This is a genomic window from Aquimarina sp. AU474, from assembly GCF_900312815.1.
GTDB lineage: Bacteria > Bacteroidota > Bacteroidia > Flavobacteriales > Flavobacteriaceae > Aquimarina.
In genome coordinates, this window is the sequence record NZ_OMPE01000009.1 from 1,543,511 (window position 1) to 1,565,128 (window position 21,618).

General features: G+C 32.0%; 14 protein-coding genes. 1 reads left to right on the plus strand and 13 read right to left on the minus strand.

Going from position 1 to position 21,618, the window contains the following annotated elements; all coding sequences use genetic code 11:
- Positions 1-30 precede the first annotated feature (30 nt).
- From DK508_RS20155 to DK508_RS20175, 5 genes are all read right to left on the minus strand, one after another.
- Complete coding sequence (locus DK508_RS20155) at positions 31-4,008, minus strand: DUF4114 domain-containing protein (RefSeq protein ID WP_109302573.1); 3,978 nt, start codon at positions 4,006-4,008, stop codon at positions 31-33.
- Between the two features lie 96 nt (positions 4,009-4,104).
- Positions 4,105-4,911 carry a glycosyltransferase gene (locus tag DK508_RS20160; RefSeq protein WP_109302574.1) on the minus strand — a complete coding sequence of 269 codons (807 nt, stop codon included), beginning with the start codon at positions 4,909-4,911 and terminating at the stop codon, positions 4,105-4,107.
- Between the two features lie 662 nt (positions 4,912-5,573).
- Positions 5,574-6,953: a glycoside hydrolase family 71/99-like protein gene (locus DK508_RS20165; RefSeq protein ID WP_109302575.1), complete on the minus strand. Its 1,380-nt coding sequence runs from the start codon at positions 6,951-6,953 to the stop codon at positions 5,574-5,576.
- A 316-nt stretch (positions 6,954-7,269) separates the two neighbouring features.
- Entirely contained in the window at positions 7,270-7,704 is a 435-nt protein-coding gene (locus tag DK508_RS20170; RefSeq protein ID WP_109302576.1) for a DUF2158 domain-containing protein, read from the minus strand.
- A 137-nt stretch (positions 7,705-7,841) separates the two neighbouring features.
- Positions 7,842-8,648, minus strand: a complete 807-nt coding sequence (locus DK508_RS20175; protein WP_109302574.1) for a glycosyltransferase — start codon at positions 8,646-8,648, stop codon at positions 7,842-7,844.
- Positions 8,649-9,371: 723 nt separating this feature from the next.
- Here DK508_RS20175 and DK508_RS20180 point away from each other — a divergent pair.
- On the plus strand, positions 9,372-11,393 hold the full coding sequence (locus DK508_RS20180; RefSeq protein ID WP_109302577.1) for a lipopolysaccharide assembly protein LapB: 2,022 nt from the start codon (positions 9,372-9,374) through the stop codon (positions 11,391-11,393).
- A gap of 34 nt (positions 11,394-11,427) precedes the next feature.
- Here DK508_RS20180 and DK508_RS20185 read toward each other — a convergent pair whose 3' ends face one another.
- The 8 genes from DK508_RS20185 to DK508_RS20220 form a co-directional block, all read right to left on the minus strand.
- Positions 11,428-15,435 carry a DUF4114 domain-containing protein gene (locus DK508_RS20185; protein ID WP_109302578.1) on the minus strand — a complete coding sequence of 1,336 codons (4,008 nt, stop codon included), beginning with the start codon at positions 15,433-15,435 and terminating at the stop codon, positions 11,428-11,430.
- Between the two features lie 120 nt (positions 15,436-15,555).
- Entirely contained in the window at positions 15,556-16,269 is a 714-nt protein-coding gene (locus DK508_RS20190; protein ID WP_109302579.1) for a LytTR family DNA-binding domain-containing protein, read from the minus strand.
- 15 nt (positions 16,270-16,284) lie between these two features.
- Entirely contained in the window at positions 16,285-16,605 is a 321-nt protein-coding gene (locus DK508_RS20195) for an Hpt domain-containing protein (protein ID WP_109302580.1), read from the minus strand.
- Entirely contained in the window at positions 16,602-17,669 is a 1,068-nt protein-coding gene (locus DK508_RS20200; RefSeq protein WP_109302581.1) for an ATP-binding protein, read from the minus strand. Before DK508_RS20200 ends, DK508_RS20195 begins: the two co-directional genes overlap by 4 nt.
- 1 nt (position 17,670) lies before the next feature.
- The gene (locus tag DK508_RS20205) at positions 17,671-18,804 is read right to left on the minus strand and encodes an FIST signal transduction protein (RefSeq protein ID WP_109302582.1); all 1,134 of its coding nucleotides are present in this window, start codon (positions 18,802-18,804) and stop codon (positions 17,671-17,673) included.
- Positions 18,805-18,809: 5 nt separating this feature from the next.
- Positions 18,810-20,405 carry a PAS domain S-box protein gene (locus tag DK508_RS20210; RefSeq protein WP_109302583.1) on the minus strand — a complete coding sequence of 532 codons (1,596 nt, stop codon included), beginning with the start codon at positions 20,403-20,405 and terminating at the stop codon, positions 18,810-18,812.
- Positions 20,398-20,943 carry a heme NO-binding domain-containing protein gene (locus tag DK508_RS20215; protein WP_109302584.1) on the minus strand — a complete coding sequence of 182 codons (546 nt, stop codon included), beginning with the start codon at positions 20,941-20,943 and terminating at the stop codon, positions 20,398-20,400. The genes DK508_RS20210 and DK508_RS20215 overlap by 8 nt, the downstream gene beginning before the upstream one ends.
- 12 nt (positions 20,944-20,955) lie before the next feature.
- Positions 20,956-21,363: a response regulator gene (locus DK508_RS20220; protein ID WP_109302585.1), complete on the minus strand. Its 408-nt coding sequence runs from the start codon at positions 21,361-21,363 to the stop codon at positions 20,956-20,958.
- Positions 21,364-21,618 lie beyond the last annotated feature (255 nt).

A 21,618-nucleotide genomic window follows, 5' to 3' on the forward strand; every position in this document is an offset into this window, starting at 1 on the left:
ACGGCAATAAGTCGAAGCAATCTACTATCGTTATTGTATCAAGAAACTCCCTTCATACCTCTTTTTGAAGTTATCTCCTCGAACAATATATTTATATACACCTTGTGATAAACTATTAGCTACAAACGTAAAGGTTGTTGATAGCCTTCCTTCATTTGTTAATTCTTCTTCTTGTACAATTCTTCCTAACATATCTACCACTGTAATGGTTATCTTCTCATTTTCAGTTGGCATTTTTATGACCGTTTGAGTTTTAAATGGGTTAGGAGAGTTAATTATTGAAGTTATGTTGCCTGTTGTAGGAACTTCTTCAGCGATATCTTTTTCATTAGTAAAAGCAAGTTTAGCCACATCAATGATAAAAGGATTAAAACTTTTATAATCTCCTTGAATAGAAAACACAACACTTCTAAGATCGGTTATTGAAATAGAACGTTTCGTTTTATTAGTGAAATCTGAAAAAGGTATAATATACTTCTGTTGCTTTCCTTTATTATCATCTGCTTTTATTGTATACCTTAATCGTTCATTCCAATCGGTTAAGTCTTTGGTAACTAGAATTACTTCAACATCAGTGTCAGAAAACATTTCAAATGTTACTGCTTCATACTCAGAAACATCTAAGGCGAGATCACCGCCAAGAATGTTTCTAAATAAATTCATAGTTTGTTTTACATCACCACTCACTTTTACATCTCTTTCTACAAGGTAATCATCACTATTTGTATTGGATGTAGTGTTTTTCAAAATTTCAAAGTCAGAAATAGCAGCTCCTTCTGCGAGGTAATCTAATCCCCAAGGGCCGTCTGCTAGATAAAGTGCATCAGATTTGCTTGAGTCGTCACCCTTAATAGCAAATCCAATATCAAATAAAAATCCAGTATCTATAGTAACACGTTGATGATATTCTCCGGTTAGAGCAATGGTTTTAGTAATCAATTCTTCTTCGGCTGATTCGGTTGTTCTTTTGTTTCCTCTGAAATAAAATTGACTTTCTTCGAACTTGTTAACCATATTCAAAACCAATTTACCATTTCGATAAAATCCTTTTTGTACAAATACAGAAGGAACATTATTAGGAATAAATGTTTTTGCCAAAGGCTTTTCAGTTTTTAATCTATTTAGGATTGAATTCGCCATATTCATTACCTGCGGTATAGAACCACCCCATATTTGAAAATTAAGATAATCTCCTTCAGGGTATTGATCAATATTCCATAAACTATATAATTCATTTGCAAATTCGTCTATTCGCACTGAGAAATGCAATGCCTGTTCAACCTCTCCGGTAATTCGTTTTATTTTGGTGTTTACCAAAGTGTGATTACCTATTTTTAATGTTCTTATATCTTCTAATATAGAGCCATTGAGTCGATCACAAATCGTTTTAGAATGGTCATAAACAGATCCAGTAGTAGCAATTGCTAATGCGGCGCCCACTCTATCATCTTTATTATAATAATCGATAGAAAACACATCGGTAGCATTGGTAATACCAATTAGATCATCTGGACTAGAAACATATGATGTTTCTGTTCCCAAAACTCCTGTGGTAGGGAAATAAATACTTAAATCTATGTTATTAGCAGATATATACGACTTTTTTGATGGTTCAAAACGTTGTTGCAATCTCTTTTGATTATATACTTTGTTGGTTTTAAATCGTAAGAAATTTCGTTTTGCAATCAAACTAGCAAGGTCACCATTACTTTCTAATCCACCATCGTTACCCGAAGTAACTACTCCTTCTTCTGTTAATTCAGGTACATTAGTTGTTTTTAAAGATGCGTATTGATCTGCTCGAATATGAAATAATACATCGTTAAAATCATGATCTGCACCTGGATAATCTCTCCTTGCGTCTTCAAATCCTAATACAATTGTTTGATTTGCTGTATCGGCCAATAAGATATTATGAGGGCGTAATGTTTCGTCGCACTCTGGGTTATAGTCCGGATTAGTGTATAACTGCCATAATCCTGAGTCTACAGATGTACCGTTCCAACCGTCTACAAGTAATACCCATCCAATGCCTGTATCTTCAGGAAAATTACCAATATTTACTGTGTTGCCCGAATTTAATTCACCATCACTACCCACTTTAGAAGCATTAGGGAAAACAATAGTGATGTCTTCAGGATTTGGAACAGTAGTAGATGGATTATTGATATCATAGGTATAAAACCCTAATGTGTTTTTGTAGTTGGTATTTTCGCCAATAAAAGTTACCGAAATATCTGCAGTGTTTTCTAAAATAATATCAGTATCATATCCTGAATAGATGTAATTGGGATTAAGGTTGGGGATCGAACTTCCTTCTGGTAATGCATCATTTATTCTTGTCGTATAATCTGAAGTTAAAGTTTCATTTGTTCCTAAATAGTTTGGAGTGCCATTTGTGTTAAATGTTCCTATATATTGATATCGTTCGCCTACGCTTAATATAGGGAAACTACCAGGAGTTTGATTTCCGTTTTTGGAGTCAAAAACAGTTTCTTTAAGGTCAAAATTATCATCAAGTCCATCTTGATCAAAATCATTACCAATAGGCATAGTATCTGCGATACCATCATTATTAGTATCATATCCATCGATCATATCTAAAATGCCATCATTATTGGAATCTGTATCCATAAAATCTGGAGTATCGGTGTTATCTGTGTTCACATATCCTTGGGGTGTACCACCATTATCGGGATCAAATGCATTATCCATACCGTCTCTATCCGTATCTAATCCAGATAGAGTTATGAAAGAAGCACTATTTTGCCCTTCGATTAAATCAATAATTCCATCTTGATCAGAATCAATATCGTAAGGATCATAAATTAAATCGCCATCGGTATCTGTGGGATAAAAAGCTACTCCTGTTTGATCAACATCTACGATATCTGCTATTCCATCTAAATCAGAGTCTACAAAATTTGTATCCAGTGCATTAAAAAAACCATCACCGTTTGTGTCGTAACTTCCTAAGCCAGCTTCTACAATATCAAAAATACCATCATTGTCACTATCTAAATCTAGTACATTAGGGACACCATCTCTATCCGTATCAAAAGCTAAAGATACTCCGCTATTACAGGTAGCACCAAAATCTGGATCGAGGTAATTAAAAGTTCCATCACCATCATCATCTCCATAAGGATCAACACCACCACCTTCGACAAGGTCAGGAATTCCATCACCGTCAGTATCTTTATCAAAAGGATCTAGTACTTCATCGTTATCAGCATCAATAGGAGACACTCCAATTGCACATTTAAAACCGTCATTAGAGTTGGTTACTTCTGTGTTGTTTAATAATGTGGCATAAGGTGATGCAGTTTCATAATCATTTACCAAGTATAGTCCTCCGCTATTACTGGACACGTATAACCTATTACTAGTATCAGTATAGGATGCACCAAATGTATGATTTGGTAAATCGGTAACATTTTTACTACTAAAAGCAGGTGTATTAGTAGTAAGATCCCATTTGTATACATCCCCTCTGCTACCTCCATATAAATTTCCATTAACAAATACAATATCGGCACATGAATTAGGAGAAGCCTGATCAGAAACGATTATCTCGAATACAGGAGGAGAAGAGCCATCATAATTTTGAAGATTCGGAATTTTATGAAATGACTTCTTATCTAATGAATTTTGAAAAACCCATAAATTACCTTCACTATCCACATCTGCGGCATAACCACCTCCAAACTTAATGGCACCATTATCTGCTACTGCGCCAAGATCGACAATAATATCAGTACCAATACGCAATAAATGCTTGTCACTATTCCGAATTGCATATAAAAAATTATCTATAGGATTATATCCTCCAGCGTTATATGCAGAATGTGTATGCAAAGGATCAGAATAGGTTCCCGTTATTGGATCATATGATCGTAACGCCCCTGAGATTACTTGATAGAATTTTCCATCATTGCAATCAAAAGATTGTTGAGCAGTGGTAATATTAACTATAAGAATTACCAGGATTAGTATAGTTTTTTTCATAGTATGATTATTGTATGTGTTTTAAGACCTTGACTTAAAACATGCTTTTTTTAATTAATTTTTTTAGTATTGATTTTCTTTAAGAAAGGATAGTAGTTATTTTACCATATTGTAATTTAGTTTTAGTTTAAATGTTTCAGATAATTTTTTACTTGAAGTTCTTATTTTCAGGTAGCTAAACCATATTACCAAAAGGTTAATAGGGATTAAGAATGAATCTTTTAGTGTTATTTTAGAGCCTTCTACTTCAATCCAGCTATCTAATGGTTCTTCGCTGATACAGTTCAAAAGATCTTTTAATCCAATATGTTTTTTAAGTCTTAAAAAGATTTCTATATCGAATAACCATCTGCTAATAAATCTTTGACTGTACACATTTTCGATAATATTTTTCTTAAACACTTTGGCTCCACATTGTGTATCTTTAATAGGAAGTTGTAGGATATGGCGAATAAAAAACCCGACAAAATTTGACAACAATTTTCTAATAAAGTTTCTTTCTATATTATTAGCTTCTTCAGTTTTTCTGGATCCAAAAACCATAGATAGTCTAGGGTTATTGTTTAATTTTTGTACCAGATTATCCATTTCTTCTAAAGATGTAGATAGATCTGCATCTAGAAATGCAATGTTTTCAATGAAGCTTAATTGAGCAAGATAGTTGGCTCCGGTTTGTACTGCTGTAGCTTTACCTTGATTAGTTTCTAAGTTAAGTACAGTTATTTTATTGGGGTCAAATTGTTTTAGATCATATAACATTTCTAATGTATTATCAGAACTGCCATCGTTAACAAAACAAAGATGATAATTTGAATTTTCTTTAATGAATTTGCAAAATTTTTCCTTTTCCAGTCTATAATATTCATTATAGCATGGAATAATAATTCCGGTAATTTTCGTCATATTTCTTTAAGATTTGGGTATACTTCTGGGGTGTTGAAGTATAATTTTAAAGAAGGCTTTTTTATTTTGGGGCCTAATCTTTAATATGTTAAACATTCTTCTAGGGTTTTTTGAAGACCATTTGACATTTTGACGAAAACTTACTGTAATAAGTTTTATATATAAATAGGGTTACTAAACTCTTTAATGTTACGTTCTTCTGGGGTGTAGAAGAAAATTTAGCAATTTGACGAAGTTTCTATTTGTGATTGTGATAAGATTTTGTTTCTCAGCACATTGTAAAACTAAAAAGTATTTTTAAAATTCATTTACGGCAAAACCACATATTTTATAAGGAAACGCCAAAAACTATGTATTTCGTCGAAAATTGAGGGTTTTTTACTGAAATTTTAACATTTTTCATCACAAAAATGTAGGTTTAATATTACTAAAGTTAATAACAATGAGGTTTCCCGTATCAATTTTGTGTTAAAAAAACTTGTTTTTTTGCTCTTTTTTGTGAAAAAATATTATATAAAATGTTAAAAAAATCTAATTTGACTTTTTGGTAATACAATAATGCCTATTCATTTTTTTATTAATGTGATATATTTTGTATAAAAATGATAGTATTATAACCAACTTTTTATAAACCTAATACGGTAAAAATTGTTTTTAAAATATTAATAAAAGCGTGTTATCGCTTTTAATACTTTATCAGCCCGTTCGACTTCTAATTTTTTTACATATCTATACGTTCTATTTAATAAACGCTGTACTTGGTTATCGTTTTTGAATTTTTTCCTAATGTTGTATAAATCAACGGCAACTTGAAGATCATCTGGAGTAAAAGGAACACCAGTATACTCCTGAAGAATTTGTAAGTACATGAATCCAAATTCTTGTGTTGGTTCTATCATGGTTCCTTCTCCAAAATCATTCCAGGTAATAATTTGAATAAAATCGGATTGTTCGTGATGTGTATAATTTAATGTTTCGACAAAAGTATTACCGTTATCAGTATTAATAACCCAATCATTTACTCCATTAGACCATCCTCCTTCGGTATAGAAGCTATTAAAACCTGGATACGAAGAACCGACAATAATTTTGTCTTGTGATGCATAAGTGTTATAGTAATACTCATGCGCAAGCAAATGATCTTTATCTACCCATAAAAATTCTCCTGATGAATTAGCACCGACACGATCACTGGCTGCCCATAATGTTAAGTAATTCGGGTAATTTTGAGTTGGTAGTATATCGAATACTTGATTCCATTCGTTTTCTGTTGTGATATAATGTGGTCCGAAAACAAATAGCATTTTTTTATTATTGTATTCTAAGTATTCTGGACTTGAAAAATAAGTATCATTAATGTATAAGAAATCTTCTTGAGCAGCTTCAATGATATTGGGTGACAAACCAGCATCAGAGGATTGTTTTGCAACTCGATCTTCATACATTATAGAGAATTTAAGCCCTAGATCCTCTAGCGTAGTTATAAAAGTTTCTGTAGATTGTTTGATTAATCCGTAATCGTGTAAATCTTTACTTCCGTACCAATCAAAAATAACTCCGTCTACTCCAGATAATTTCATGGTAAGAAAATGATATTCATGCAGATCAGGATCATTTGAAGAATAGGGGCCAATTGTAGGATGATAATACGAGGCAATCTGCGCATTACCATCAGAGTCACTATTATTAGGATCTTGATTGTTCATTGTCCAATGTTGTCCCCAATATCCATCATAATCCTTGCTTTGAAACCACGGAAGGTAATGAACATAAATTTTTTTAGGATTTTCTTTTACAATATCCATGTGTGAAATATCAACTATCCCGTTTTTTTCTTCGATTTTTAAAAACTCGAGTTCCTCGTTAAGAACTTTTAAAAGTTCTTTGTCAGTATAAGTAGTATCTTTAACTGTTTCTGGGATTAGGACTTCTTGAATTTTCGGTTCCTCAAAAGTGGTTAAATCTTCTTTCTCACAAGATGAGAAAATAAGAATTAAGATAATAGCAATGTAAATACATTGATTAGTGTAGTGTTGTTTCATATCTCATAAATTGGTTAAACGTCAAAAAAATAAAAGCCCGGGCTCTAAATGTGATTTTATGAAGTTTAAAAATTCCAAAACAAATCGGAATTTAGGTTTTGACGAAATTGAGAAATCTTTTCTCTATGTGATACGCTACTATTGTGAAAATTATGTATTAATAATCTTTGGAGTGATTTTATAGTAATCATTTGATTATTATGTAATTATAGTTTGCTTTTCTTTAAATATTATAGTGATTTTTTAACTGGTGATTTAATGAATTTTAAATAACAATTCTATGCTCATGAGTATAGAGGAAAACAAAAAGTGAAAATTAATCCGAAGCATTTTCAAGGGAGTAATATGGATAGGATACAGATTTAACTCCAAATTGATCACTCCATTGGCATTCGACATAATCTTTATTAAAACCTATTATTTCCATTTTAGGCCCTCCGGTTTTTAGTTTTACGATATTACCTTCAAAAATATTTATATATGGTAATTCCTCTTTTTCATAGCAAATAGATTCTTTTTCATCTTTGATTTTTATATATCTATAATTGTTGTCATAGGAGATAAAATATTCTATATGATAGATAAGTTCACTTGCGTTATTTAAAAATTCATCTCTAATTAACTTCCCATATTTTAATTTCCCTTTTATATGATAGGTTTTCTTTGAATTGTTCAGAATATTATTCCGTTTCAAAATTCCGATCTCGCCTTTTAACTTAATTTCTTTGTATGTATTAAATAAATTTTCCATAAATATAATTTTTCCAGATTAGCCCTAATATCCAAAACTATATGATAAATATGTTATGGAAAACCGTAGTTACCTATAAACATAACTTTTGATTATTTAAGTAATTATATTTCATTAGTTAATCGAATGCATAGTAGTTATTTTACCATATTGTAATTTAATTTTAGTTTAAATGTTTCAGATAATTTTTTACTTGAAGTTCTTATTTTCAGGTAGCTAAACCATATTACCAAAAGGTTAATAGGGATTAGGAATGAATCTTTTAGTGTTATTTTAGAGCCTTCTACTTCAATCCAGCTATCTAATGGTTCTTCGCTGATACAGTTCAAAAGATCTTTTAATCCAATATGTTTTTTAAGTCTTAAAAAGATTTCTATATCGAATAACCATCTGCTAATAAATCTTTGACTGTACACATTTTCGATAATATTTTTCTTAAACACTTTGGCTCCACATTGTGTATCTTTAATAGGAAGTTGTAGGATATGGCGAATAAAAAACCCGACAAAATTTGACAACAATTTTCTAATAAAGTTTCTTTCTATATTATTAGCTTCTTCAGTTTTTCTGGATCCAAAAACCATAGATAGTCTAGGGTTATTGTTTAATTTTTGTACCAGATTATCCATTTCTTCTAAAGATGTAGATAGATCTGCATCTAGAAATGCAATGTTTTCAATGAAGCTTAATTGAGCAAGATAGTTGGCTCCGGTTTGTACTGCTGTAGCTTTACCTTGATTAGTTTCTAAGTTAAGTACAGTTATTTTATTGGGGTCAAATTGTTTTAGATCATATAACATTTCTAATGTATTATCAGAACTGCCATCGTTAACAAAACAAAGATGATAATTTGAATTTTCTTTAATGAATTTGCAAAATTTTTCCTTTTCCAGTCTATAATATTCATTATAGCATGGAATAATAATTCCGGTAATTTTCGTCATATTTCTTTAAGATTTGGGTATACTTCTGGGGTGTTGAAGTATAATTTTAAAGAAGGCTTTTTTATTTTGGGGCCTAATCTTTAATATGTTAAACATTCTTCTAGGGTTTTTTGAAGACCATTTGACATTTTGACGAAAACTTACTGTAATAAGTTTTATATATAAATAGGGTTACTAAACTCTTTAATGTTACGTTCTTCTGGGGTGTAGAAGAAAATTTAGCAATTTGACGAAGTTTCTATTTGTGATTGTGATAAGATTTTGTTTCTCAACACATTGTAAAACTAAAAAGTATTTTTAAAATTTATTTATGGTAAAACCACAATTTTTGTAAGGAAACACCAAAAACCATGTATTTCATCGAAAATTGAGTGTTTTTTACTGAAATTTTAACATTTTTCATCACAAAAATGTAGGTTTAATATTACTAAAGTTAATAACAATGAGGTTTTCCGTATCAATTTTGTGTTAAAAATTGAGGTTTTCCCTTCTCTTTTGGAGTACTTTTTTGTAATAAAATGTTAAAAAAATCAAATTGGATAGATTATCTAAAAAACTCTGTTAGTCTAATAAAAAACTTATGTGCATTTTAATAGTGACTTTTTGAAGTAATGCTTACTTTAACATTGTTAATCCACTTTTACACAAAAAATAATGCACTTAAAGTCATTTTTTCTAACCCTTGTATTTTTACTATTATATTCATCGTTATTCTCACAGGATATGAAACAAGGTTTCAATTATTTAGAAACAGGGAAATATGTAAAAGCCAAAGAGTTCTTTGAGAATATTCTTGGAGAATTTCCTGAAAATAAAACTGCCAGACTATGTTATGGTAGAGCTGTGGGTTTATCGGGAGATGCTAAAGAGGCTGTAACTATATTCACCAAATTAAAAGAGGAGTACCCAAATGATTTTGAAATTAAATTAAACTATGCCGAATCTCTTCTTTGGGATAAACAGTTTAATAATGCAGAAGGTTTTTACGAAAAATTAGTAGTTGAAAACCCTACAAGTTTTGCTGGAGTTTTGGGATATGCCAATACATTGTCTAATTTAAAAAAATACCCTGAAGCGTTAGAATGGGTAGATAAAGCGCTCAAAATTATCCCTGGGAATGCGAATGCATTATTATCCAAAAAATATATTCGTTTGGGATATGCATCTATCTTATCTCAAAATAAAGAATACAAAAGAGCATTAGAACTCCTAGATCAAAACCTTAAGGATTTTCCTAATGATAAAGAAACACTGCTAAACAAAGCAAATATTTTTCTTCTTACCAATAGATATACTGAGGCCGAACAAAGCTATTTGGGTTTTGCAAATAATGCAAAAGATAGTATTACAGCCATTAACGGATTGGCACTATTGGCTCATAAAAAATATAAAGATAAAAAAGCTCTGCAATTGGCACGAATATCAAAAAAGAAAGTCACACGATTTAAAAATGATAAAAATTTATGGTTATCTACCCAAGAACGTTATATACAAGCCTTACTCTGGAATAGAAAATTCTCTCAAGCTAAAACAGAGATAGGAAAATTGAAAACCAAACTTCCAAATGAAGCTAGAGTTTTGAGTCTTGAAGCTACCTATGGTATGTATACCAGTAATTTTGGAATAAGTTTAGATAGATATAATACTATTTTGAATACATCACAAAATTCGTTTGATGGTAATTTAGGAATTGCAAATGCATATAGAGCTGCGGGGCTGGATATGAAATCTTATGAGTATGCTTTTAAAACCTTGAAATATTATCCCAAACAACCCGATGCCGAAAAATTGATCAAAACTCTTAAGAAATCTCATACTCCATTCTTAGAAGAAAAAACGGCCTATACTTTTGATAATGGAGATAATGAAGCTTTTAATGTTACCGTAAGAGCCGAAATCCCTTTGTCTGTTAAGTTTATTCCTCAAGTACAATATGATTATAGAACTACAAAAAACACCATAACAAATGTTGAGGCTAGTTCTCATGATTTTTCGGCAGGATTTTTATATAAACATAATGGTAAAATTTCCTTGTTTTCGAAGGTAGGGATAACAAGTGCCAAAGGTTTTACTACAGATTTTAATGCATTGGTTGCAGAGGTTATGCTTAAAACAAAGCCTTTTAGGCTTCAGAGTCTTGATGTTGGATTTAAAAGAGATCTACAAAATTTTAATGCAGACTTGTTGAATAGAGAAATTTTAATGAACAATTTTATTTTAAATTATAATTTAGGAACTAATTTTAATTTGGGATGGTATACACAATACATATATACATCTCAGACAGATGATAATTCAAGGAATCTATTGTTTACCTCTTTATATTATACCTTTTTAAGAAGACCAGTGATAAAGGGAGGGATTAATTATCAATATATCACTTTTGAAAATCAGGTGCCTACTATTTATTTCAGTCCTTCACAATTTAATCTTGGAGAAGTGTTTTTAGAAATCCTCAGTGATTCAAACAAAAAATGGTCATATTCGTTAAGTAATGCATTAGGTCGACAGTTTGTCGAGGATGATCCTAGTTCATCTACTTTTAGGGCCGAAGGAAAATTTATGTATCAGTTTTCGGATCGTTTTAAAGCTACGATTTACGGTAAATACAGTAACATAGCATCAGCTACAGCAGCTGGTTTCGAATTTACTGAATTAGGGTTTAAATTAAAATGGCATTTTTTAAGGAAACCTATTTTTGATAAAAAAATAATGGAACAAAAAAATAGCGAGAACAAAAAGTGATTTTGTTCTCGCCATTTACCCAAATCCTGAAACACTAATTCTGTTCTGTTATAAATAAACGTCCTTTACATCTTTGCTTATTATTGCCTCTTATCATGTATTGGTAAATTCCTGGTGTTAGATTTCTAGTTTCAAAAATAACTGTATTTCGATTTACCATTAAGATTTCTTTTCTCACTATTCGACCTACCATATCCACTACCTCAATCTCTATTTTTTCATGAATTCCTGGGATTTCAATAGTAGTATGAGTAACAAATGGGTTAGGATAATTTTTAGCCGTAGTTATTAAATTTTCTTCTTCCATAACGATTAGAACTTCTTCCTCTTCCTCTTCCTCTTCTTCTTCTTCTTCTTCTGTTTCAGTATCTACCTGCTTTGTAAATGCTAATGCAGATATCTCTAGAGTAAAGGGAGTAAAGTTTTGATAATCTCCTTGTACAGAAAATACGATACTTCTTACTTTTTTAAGTATTTCGGCTTGATCATTTCCATTTACAAAATCTGTAAACTTAATTGTATGTACATTTTTATCTGTAGATGCAGGTATTTTAAATCTAAGTCTATTGTTCCAGTCGGTAAGACCTTCTGTTACCAAAATAACTTCTACATCATTATCGTTTTGCATTTCAAATTGTAATGCTTCATACTCAGATACATCTAGCGTTAATTCTCCTGCCAATATATTTCTAAATAAATTTAAAGTTTCTTTTACTTCACCTTTTACTTTGGCGTTACGCTCAACGATATAGGTGTTTTTTTGTTCTATCGAGTTATGTTCAAGTATTTCGAAATTTTCAATAACAACAGTTTCTTCTTTATAATCTATTCCCCAAGGCCCGTCTGCCAAGTATAAAGCATCTAGTTGGGTAGAGTTTTCTCCTTTGATCGAAAACCCAATGTCAAATAAGTATCCAGTTTCTACAGTAACTTGTTCATTATATGCTCCAGATAATGCTACTGTTTGCGTATAGTTTTGCTCTTTTGATATTTCTGTTTTTCTAATATTACTATCGAAAACCATGTGTTGAGCAGCTTGCTTATTTACCATATGCAATGTTAATTTTCCGTTAGAATACCACCCTTGTTGTACAAAAACTGTAGGAACACGATTCGCTACTTTATGACTTCTTAAAGGTTTGTTCGATACGAATTTATTAAGGATATGATTAGCAATATTAGCTACTTGGGATACGGATCCACCCCATACCTGGAAGTTTGTATAATCTCCTTCAGGGTAATCAGCTATATTCCATAAACTATAGATCTCATTTTCAGACTCTCCTTTCTTCACAGAAAATGTCAATGCATATTCAATTTCTCCACTAGCTCTTTCAATTCTTGTGCTTACTACAGTATGATTTTTGATCATTACTGTTCGCACATCTAATAGTTTAGAACCGTTTAATCGATCACAAATCGTCTTAGAATGATCATAAATACCTCCCTTGGTTACTGTTGCTAATGCCGCAGCTACTCTTTTTTCGGCTTGGTAATAATCTACAGAAAATATAGCCTGTGCATTTGTAATTCCGATTAAATCTTCTGGACTTGATACATAAGTAGATTCGTTCCCAATTATTCCTGTTTTTGGGAAATATACACTTAAATCATCACCACTAGCAGATTTATAGGACATAGTCTCTGGTTGAAAACGTTGTTGTGATTTTTTAGTGTTATAGAATGAATTTGTTTTTGTTCTATTAAAATTTCGTTTAGCAATAAGGTTAGCCAAATCACCATTACTTTCTAATCCTCCATCATTTGCCGAAGTAACATCTGTAGCAGTATCAATATCAACATAATTATCTGTTTTGATTGCCGTATAAGGGCTTGCTGTGATATAAAACAAAGCATCATTAAAATCTTGATCACAAGATGCATAATCTCTTCTGATATCCTCAAATCCAAGGATTATTCTTTGGTTATTAGGATCAGATAATAAAACATTATGATAACGTAAGTTAGGGTCGCTTTCTGGATTATAATCCGCATTAGAATGTAATTGCCAGTTTCCTGTTCCTACACATCCATCTGACCATGCATTGGCAAGTAAAACCCATCCAATCCCAACGTTAGGAGCAAATCGCCCAATATTTACCTTATCTCCAACTTCTAGACTACCACCGCTTCCTACTGCCGAAACATTCGGGAAAATAATAGTGATATCCTCAGGAACGGGCATCGCTGGATTTGGATCATTAATATCATATGTATAAAATCCTAATGTGTTTTTGTATCCTGCTCCTTCGCCTACAAAAGTAACCCATATATCAGCTTCTTCTTGTAATACTACATCGGTATCATATCCTGATGAGATGTAATGAGGATTAAAATCTGGTACCGGATAACTTTCAGGTAACGCATCATTAATCATATCAATGGTTTCTTCACTAACAACATCTTTTTCGTCTAAGTATAGCGGTGCACCATCTGCAGTAAATTCGCCTAAATAATTATATCGGTCACATATTTCTGGAATTGGGAAACTATCAGGGGTTTGTCCTCCGTTTTCTGGAGAAAGACTAGTTTTTCTTAAATCAAAACTATCGTCTAATCCATCTTGATCAGCATCATTACCAGAAGCTGTGGTTTCTGCAATTCCGTCACCATCACTATCATAAGCTTCAGTAGTATCAAGTACTCCATTATTATCAGAATCAGTATCTAAGTGATCAAAATTATCTGCACCATCGGTGTTTACTGTTCCGTTAAGAGTACCTCCAAAATCAGGATCAAAAGCATCATCTAATCCGTCATTATCTTCATCTTTATTAGATAATGGTTTGTACGAGTCGCTATACTGTCCTTCTATAATATCAACAATTCCGTCATTATCAGAGTCAGTATCATAGCAATCAAAAATACCGTCATTATCAGTGTCTACTGGTATAAACGTACTTCCTGTTTGATCTGCATCAAAAGCATCGGCTATCCCATCATTATCACTATCTTGAAAATTGGCATCAGATCCATTACATACACCATCATTATTTGTGTCTTTATCCCCACGTCCCGTTTCAACAATATCATAGATTCCGTCATTATCAGAATCAATATCTAAAAAATCAGGCATACCATCGCCATCTCTATCAAAAATGTCTTGAACTACATTATCACCATTACCGCTTATGTCATTATCCAGATAATTGAACAAATCATCCCCATCATCATCTCCATAAGGATCGATTCCATTACATTCTACGATATTTAATATTCCATCACCATCACAATCCGCATCCATAGAATCTAATATACCATCTTGGTCTTTGTCTAATGGAGAAATACCATTAGCACATTTAAAACCATCATTAGAGTTAGTTGTTTCGGTAAGATTAAGTAAAGTAGCCGTTGGTGTATTACCCTCATAATCGTTAATAAGGTATAAACCACCATTATTATCTGAAAAATAAAGTCGATTATTCGCATCTGCATAAGCAGCGCCAAAAGTGCTTTTGGGTAGATTAGCAACTGTTTTATAGGTAAACACTGGAGATCCTGAAGAAAGATCCCATTTATAAATTTTCCCTCTACTACCACCATAAAAAGCTCCATTTACATAAGCAATATCGGCACAAGTACTAGGAGAAGCTACATTGGCTTCGATAACCTCAAAAACAGGTGAAGAAGAACCATTATAATCTTGTAAGTTCGTTATTTTATGAAATGTTTTTTTATTGTTGTTTTGAAATACCCATAGGTTACCTTCTGGATCTACATCGGCAGCATAACCACCTCCGAAGGCTGTATTGCCAGCAGGAGTTAAAGCGCCCAAATCGACAACCGCATCTTTACCTATTCGTAACAAGTGTTTGTCACTTCTTTTTATGGCGTATAGATAATTGTCAACTGCATTATATCCCCCTGCGTTATAAGCAGAATAGCTATGCAATGCATCAGAGTAGCCACCAGTTACAGGGTCATATGCTTTTAATACTCCAGAGATCACCTGGTAAAAATTACCTTCGGCACAATCAAAGGGTTGTTGTGCACTTAAAATCGTGGTCACTAGAATTGCTAGTAGAAGAGTAATTTTTTTCATAGTACTTAGTTTTTGGGTTTCAGAATACTCAAAACTAGTTCAAAAGCACGATGAAGATGATCGTTATTCGGTCACTGGACGTTTGCTATAGACGAATGGAAATATAGAAAAGATAAAGGTTTATAATAGGTTGAGTCGTTTCATTAACTCTGGACGATTAGAACGACTTACTGGGATTACATCTTTTTTGATAAGAACGCTATTGTCTTCTATATCAATGATTTTCTTGGTATTTATGATGTATGAGCGGTGTACTTTTAGAAAAAGATCATCGGGTAACTTTTCTTCAATCTTTTTAAGGGTAGAATGCACAGTGTAGTTCTGGTTTTCTGTTTTGATTAATATATAATCACCCTTAGCTTCAATAATATTAATAGTAGGGATGTCAATTTTAATGAGTCTACGATCAATATTGACATACAGATCGTTTTCTTCAGAAGATATTCCTGATACGCTTTCTGTAGAATTTGTAGAAACCGAAGTTTCTTTACTTTCTGCTTTTTGAATTGCTTTTAGAAACCGAGGTAATGTTATAGGCTTTACCAAATAGTCAACTATGCAGTCATACTCAAAGGCTTCTAGCGCAAAATTCTTGTCAGAGGTAATAAGAACAATTTTAGGAGGGTTTTTTAAAGTCTGAATAAAATCAAAACCGGTAAAATCGGGCATATGAATATCTAAGAATATAAGATCAACCGAATTTGTATTAAGGAATTTCATTGCCTGTATGGCATTAGGGAATTCATTTATAACATCAAGTTGATCAACCTGTGAGCAAAGCTGTTGAATGATTGCTCTTGAGGTTTCTTCATCATCTATAATAATGCAATTCATATACGTAAATTATTTTTATATTCCCTTCAGGAATTTTTCTATAGCTTCTAAAATTAATATAAATTCTTTAAATAATACTGGATTATCCTCCTTTAATCCTTCTTCAAAGTCAATAGCAACCTGATATCCTCTTTCAAATCCAAGCATTCCAATTTTATGTTTTAGTTTGTGCACATTCTCAGCAGCTTTAGTAAATACTTTACTATTATAATTCGCAAGAAACTCTTTCTTTTCCTCGGGAAACTCACGCTTTATGATACTGATAAGTTTTTTTTCAAAATCTTCAGATCCTGCAGCCAAGTCTTTGATATATTTTAGATTAGGGGTTTCGGTCATTTATGTTTTTTTAAAGTAAAGTAAAATGTAGTTCCTTTATTTTCTTCGGATTCTAACCAAATTTTACCATTATAAAATTCAACAATTTTTTTGACAATGGATAACCCTATCCCTGTAGATTTTTTTTCATCATCTAGAGTTTGAAATATTTCGAATATCTTATGGTGATATTTTTTAAGAATCCCTTTTCCGTTATCTTTAACTCCATACTTCCAGAAACCAGGAAGATCTTCAAATAGAACCTCTATTTCTCCTTTCTCTTTATCTATAGCATTACAAGCATTGTTAAGTAAGTTTTGAAACACTTGCTTTATTCTAGATGGATCGGCATGGATGATAGGAAGCGAACTGGGAACATGGATAGTTATGTTTTCTGGAAGTTGCATGAGGTATACAATTTCTTCGACCAAGTCGGTTACATTAATATCAGATTCAAGATTCCTTGATTTATCATCAATGATTGAATATTCTAAAATCCCGCTGATTAGGTTATCCATTTTTTCAATATTTTGATCGATGAGATTAAGATTATTCACTGTTGACGTATCTAGACTTCCTTCAGAGTCTTCTTTGATCCATGCAATAAGCGTATTAATACTTCTAAGAGGAGATTTTAAATCGTGCGAGACTACTTGTGCGTAATCGTTAAGTTCTTTATTACTTTTTTCTAAATCTTTGAATAGTAGTTCTCTTTGTTTCTCTATTTCTGAAATCTGAATTGCCTGTTCTTCGATTAATGAAGCGAGTTCAATACCGCTAAGCTCTTTTCCTTGTTTATCACCTTTTGGATTTTTAATGGTTAGTGATTGTAATGTTTTAGTGGCATCGGTTAGACTAGCGATTACCTTTTGTTGTTGTTCTGCCTCTTGTCGTAGTCGATGATTTGCTTCTGATAATTCTTGAGAGCTTATAGACATAGCTCTTTGTAACATGCTGAACTGTTCTTCAAAATTATGATAAGATTTGTCTACAGCATTAAGAAATTTTTGAACTTCTTCAAGTTCTTTGATTTCCTCGCTTACATGTAAGAATTTTCTAATTTGTCGTGCTAATAATGAATGCATATTATTCACTAAATAGAGTTAATGTCATCGTTTGATTATGTAATTCGCAATTTATATTCCCAGAAAAAGGAGCTAATTCACCATAAGAATAAAATCCGGCTACAGTTGATTGAGAACCTATATGTTCCATAACTTCTTCTACCTCTTCTTCGACACGTTGATCCATTACTAATTTTCGACCTATACAACTCACTAATAATGCTAGTTCTGGTTTATTCTTTCTATGTTCCATACCTATTTCGGCAGCTCGTAAAGCTCCATCAACAATATGATCAATATTGGCCATCATTAGCTGTACGATAGATCCTTCTGGCACATCACCTGCCAAAATCATGGCATTGGCTTTTTCATCGATAGTTAGTATGGTTCTAACAATAGATTCTTTTTTATCCTTAGATTTAACACTAAGAGGGTATAATAAAGCAGATTGAGGAAGTTCTGCAGCCTTGTCTCCTAAATACTTTTTATATAAATCTAAAGCCGGTAGATTATCTAATTCATACAAAATATTATGATCCGATTTGGTAATCATTCGTTCTGGTCCAAATGGAGTCCAACCACCATATTGCGCAAAACTAATTTCGAGAGATTCGCCATAAAAAGCAATTAATACTACTTCTCCTTCACTAGGGTTTTCATTATAACCGGAAATGGTCTTTTCAAATCTAGAATCATCACCGCACAAACCACCTGTTATTGCTACGTCATTTGTCATGGTTTCGAGACCTTCAATTAATGCCGAACCGTTTACAAAACTTCCTTCAGAAACAATGAAAATATGTTTTAATCCTTTTTGTGGTACCTTATTGATAAGTTTACGTCCTAATTGTATGGCATCTTTATCATTGTCAAGGCTATTCTCTCTAAAAACAGAAAAAGTACTTTTTTCAAACTCTATTGCCGTAAGCGTTATAGATTCATCAAGAACATTGCCTCCAATAATTTCGCCAGCGGTAGAACCAAAAACAATTTCACCATCAGGAAAGAGTTCTTTTACTTCATTATAAATATTCGTATTTTCTAATGCATATCGATTTCCAAAGACCAACACAAGGGGTTTTTTTAATGTTATTTCTGTTTTCTCTTTGGCAGTCCACTCTTGATTTTTCTTCTTTTCAAATTGTTGAAATCTCATAAGGTTTATTTTTTTAGTGTAAAGTAAAATGTTGTACCTATTCCTAGGGTACTTTCTAACCATATCTTTCCTTCATATAGATCTACTATTTTCTTTACGATAGCAAGTCCTATTCCAGATGAGTTTTCATTATCACCAACAGATTCGAACATCTTAAATATTTTACTGTGATGTTCTTTTTTGATTCCTACACCGTTATCTTTTATTGTAAAAAGATGATGTGTTTTTTGATCCTTATAATCGATTTCTACGATCCCATTTTCTTTATCGGTATAGATTACAGCATTACCAATTAAATTTTGAAACAATTGCTGTATTCTTGTAGCATCGCCTTTTATTACCGGTAATGGTTTAACAGTAGAAACTGCGATGTGTTCGGGAATCAATATCACGTTTTTGATTTCACTAATAAGGTTGTTAAGATCTATGTTTTTACTTTCAAGATTTTCTTTATTGTTGACACTCGAATAGCTAAGAATGTCATTGATTAAGGTCTCCATTTTCTCCAAAGTTTTTTCAATCATTGATAAATGATTTAGTCCTCCTTTATCAAAAACATCTCCATAATCTTCTTTAATCCAATTTACAAGAGCATAGATATTTCTCAAAGGAGATTTTAAATCGTGGGATACGATATGGGCATAATCTTTTAACTCTTCATTGGTTTTCTCGAGATCTGCTACTAATTTTTCACGCTGCTTTTCAAACTCCAATTGTTCTGTAATATCTTCTATTAAAGCTACCTGATATTTGATGTTTCCGTCTTGATTTCGTACTGCAGCAACATTGGTTTTAGCCCAAAAAGTTGACTGATCTTGCCTAACATACCTTTTGTTTATCGAAAAGTTATCAATTTCTCCTTGATTCATTTTCTCAAGATTATCAACAGCTTGATCATATTCATCTTTTAGAGAAATGTCCTTTACGTCCTTTTCAAGGAGTTCTTGTTCGGTATATCCCAAGATATTTTGAAAGGCTTTGTTGGTCTGTAGTATTTTACCAAATTGGGTGAGAGCGATACCTAGAGAAGAATTTTCTACAATTACAGAAAGCTGTTTTTTCTGTTCTTCAAATATTTGTTTTTGTAAAAGTTCATCGGTTATATCTCTAACAATACCTTGTGCTCCTATAGGATTGTTTTTTTTATCTTTTATAAGACTAGCATTGATATGAACAGTTCTTACTCCATTATTTTTGGTATATACTCGAGCTTGATAATCTGAAAATGATCCTTTTACCACAAGTTCTTGAAAAGAAGTCATAGCATATTTGATGTCTTCTTTATAGATAAGACTGGTGACATTTAAGTCTTCTTGCGTTATATCGTATCCAAATAATGTGTTGGCAGCATGATTCATTTCCAAAACATTACCCATGATATCCATAAGGACATATGCGTCGACCAAATTATCAAACACTCCCTGTAGTTCAGATTCTTTTTTATCTACCCTGTATTCTAATTTTTCATTAGTTTCTTTTAATTCTTGGGTAAGTGTATAGAGTTCTCGGGATTTTTCTTCAAGGATCTGTTCTGCTTGTTTTCTAGCATCTTTTTGTCTTTGAAGGGCTCTTTTCAGTATGCGTATTTCTTCATCACTCATTTGTCTTAACAATACTAAATTTCACTTCGGTTCCATCTGGTTTTAATTTTTCGAGAGAAATGTGTGCTGTAGAGTCAAAATGTTCAAAAGTTTTGCGCATCAAGCCTAATCCAAAATTATACATGGCTCTGCTAGATTTGTAGATCATGACTAATTTAGATTCTGATTTTTCGAGTACTTCAAAAGTGGGTAATTCTGCGTCTGGGTATATTTTACGAACTTCGACATGAATATGATTTTCAATAGAAGATAACAGTTCTATCGGATCTTTATATTTATCGATTAAACCAGGATAACTACTGGCCAAAACACTAAAAAAATGTTCAGAATAAACAAGAAGAAGATCATCAATACTTAGTTGTGTATGTTCACTTAAATGTTTTAACAAACCAAGCATTTCAGAAAAATCATAAGTACCAATAGCGGTATATACTCCTTGTGATGGGAGATTAGATTGTTCTATGATTTTATCGACAACTTCTAAGCCAAATTTGTCTTCTACCAATTCTAAAAATTCTGTAAATACAATACCCTTCATATAAATTATAATTTATCCTTTTATAAGCTCATTTACGGTCCAATAATCTACAAGGCATTTAATTTTATATGCGTAATCCTCATATTTTAATGGTTTAACAATATATCCTGCCGCTCCAATTTTATAAGCTTCTTTTAAATCTTGATGATTGTTAGAAGTACTTAAAATAACCACTGGCAAATATCGCAAAGAGTCATCTGATTTTAGTGCTGTCAAGAACTCCAAGCCGTTCATTTTTGGCATGTTTAGATCCAGAAAAATGATATCTGGTAATTGTTCTTTATTAGCTAAAACATCGAGTGCTTCCTCTCCATTTTTGGCTTCAATAATGTTGTAGGGGTAATTGTTTTTTTGCAGAACTCTCGCAAATTTTAATCGTTCTATTTCGTCATCATCGATTAATAAAAAATTTAAGCTCATATCTAATATGTGTTTAAGGTAAACATAATTTTTGAATTATGCTAAGATGGTTTTTTTATTCATGTAAAATCATTGTCTTTCGTCGAATGGTAGATAAGTGTAGTCGAATGGTAGATTTGTTTCGGTTATTAAAATCCTCCTTAAATCATTCATGCTACTGCCATACATAGATGGATGGATATTGGATTAGTTTTACAAATAACTCAGTGTTTTTCCTTAAAATAGGGGTGATTAACCCTTTGTAATTCAGGTGTG

Excerpts from the sequence above, each read along its gene's own strand:
- DK508_RS20155 (WP_109302573.1), bottom strand. The coding sequence starts at position 4,008 with ATGAAAAAAACTATACTAATCCTGGTAATTCTTATAGTTAATATTACC.
- DK508_RS20160 (WP_109302574.1), bottom strand. The coding sequence starts at position 4,911 with ATGACGAAAATTACCGGAATTATTATTCCATGCTATAATGAATATTAT.
- DK508_RS20165 (WP_109302575.1), bottom strand. The coding sequence starts at position 6,953 with ATGAAACAACACTACACTAATCAATGTATTTACATTGCTATTATCTTA.
- DK508_RS20170 (WP_109302576.1), bottom strand. The coding sequence starts at position 7,704 with ATGGAAAATTTATTTAATACATACAAAGAAATTAAGTTAAAAGGCGAG.
- DK508_RS20175 (WP_109302574.1), bottom strand. The coding sequence starts at position 8,648 with ATGACGAAAATTACCGGAATTATTATTCCATGCTATAATGAATATTAT.
- DK508_RS20180 (WP_109302577.1), top strand. The coding sequence starts at position 9,372 with ATGAAACAAGGTTTCAATTATTTAGAAACAGGGAAATATGTAAAAGCC.
- DK508_RS20185 (WP_109302578.1), bottom strand. The coding sequence starts at position 15,435 with ATGAAAAAAATTACTCTTCTACTAGCAATTCTAGTGACCACGATTTTA.
- DK508_RS20190 (WP_109302579.1), bottom strand. The coding sequence starts at position 16,269 with ATGAATTGCATTATTATAGATGATGAAGAAACCTCAAGAGCAATCATT.
- DK508_RS20195 (WP_109302580.1), bottom strand. The coding sequence starts at position 16,605 with ATGACCGAAACCCCTAATCTAAAATATATCAAAGACTTGGCTGCAGGA.
- DK508_RS20200 (WP_109302581.1), bottom strand. The coding sequence starts at position 17,669 with ATGCATTCATTATTAGCACGACAAATTAGAAAATTCTTACATGTAAGC.
- DK508_RS20205 (WP_109302582.1), bottom strand. The coding sequence starts at position 18,804 with ATGAGATTTCAACAATTTGAAAAGAAGAAAAATCAAGAGTGGACTGCC.
- DK508_RS20210 (WP_109302583.1), bottom strand. The coding sequence starts at position 20,405 with ATGAGTGATGAAGAAATACGCATACTGAAAAGAGCCCTTCAAAGACAA.
- DK508_RS20215 (WP_109302584.1), bottom strand. The coding sequence starts at position 20,943 with ATGAAGGGTATTGTATTTACAGAATTTTTAGAATTGGTAGAAGACAAA.
- DK508_RS20220 (WP_109302585.1), bottom strand. The coding sequence starts at position 21,363 with ATGAGCTTAAATTTTTTATTAATCGATGATGACGAAATAGAACGATTA.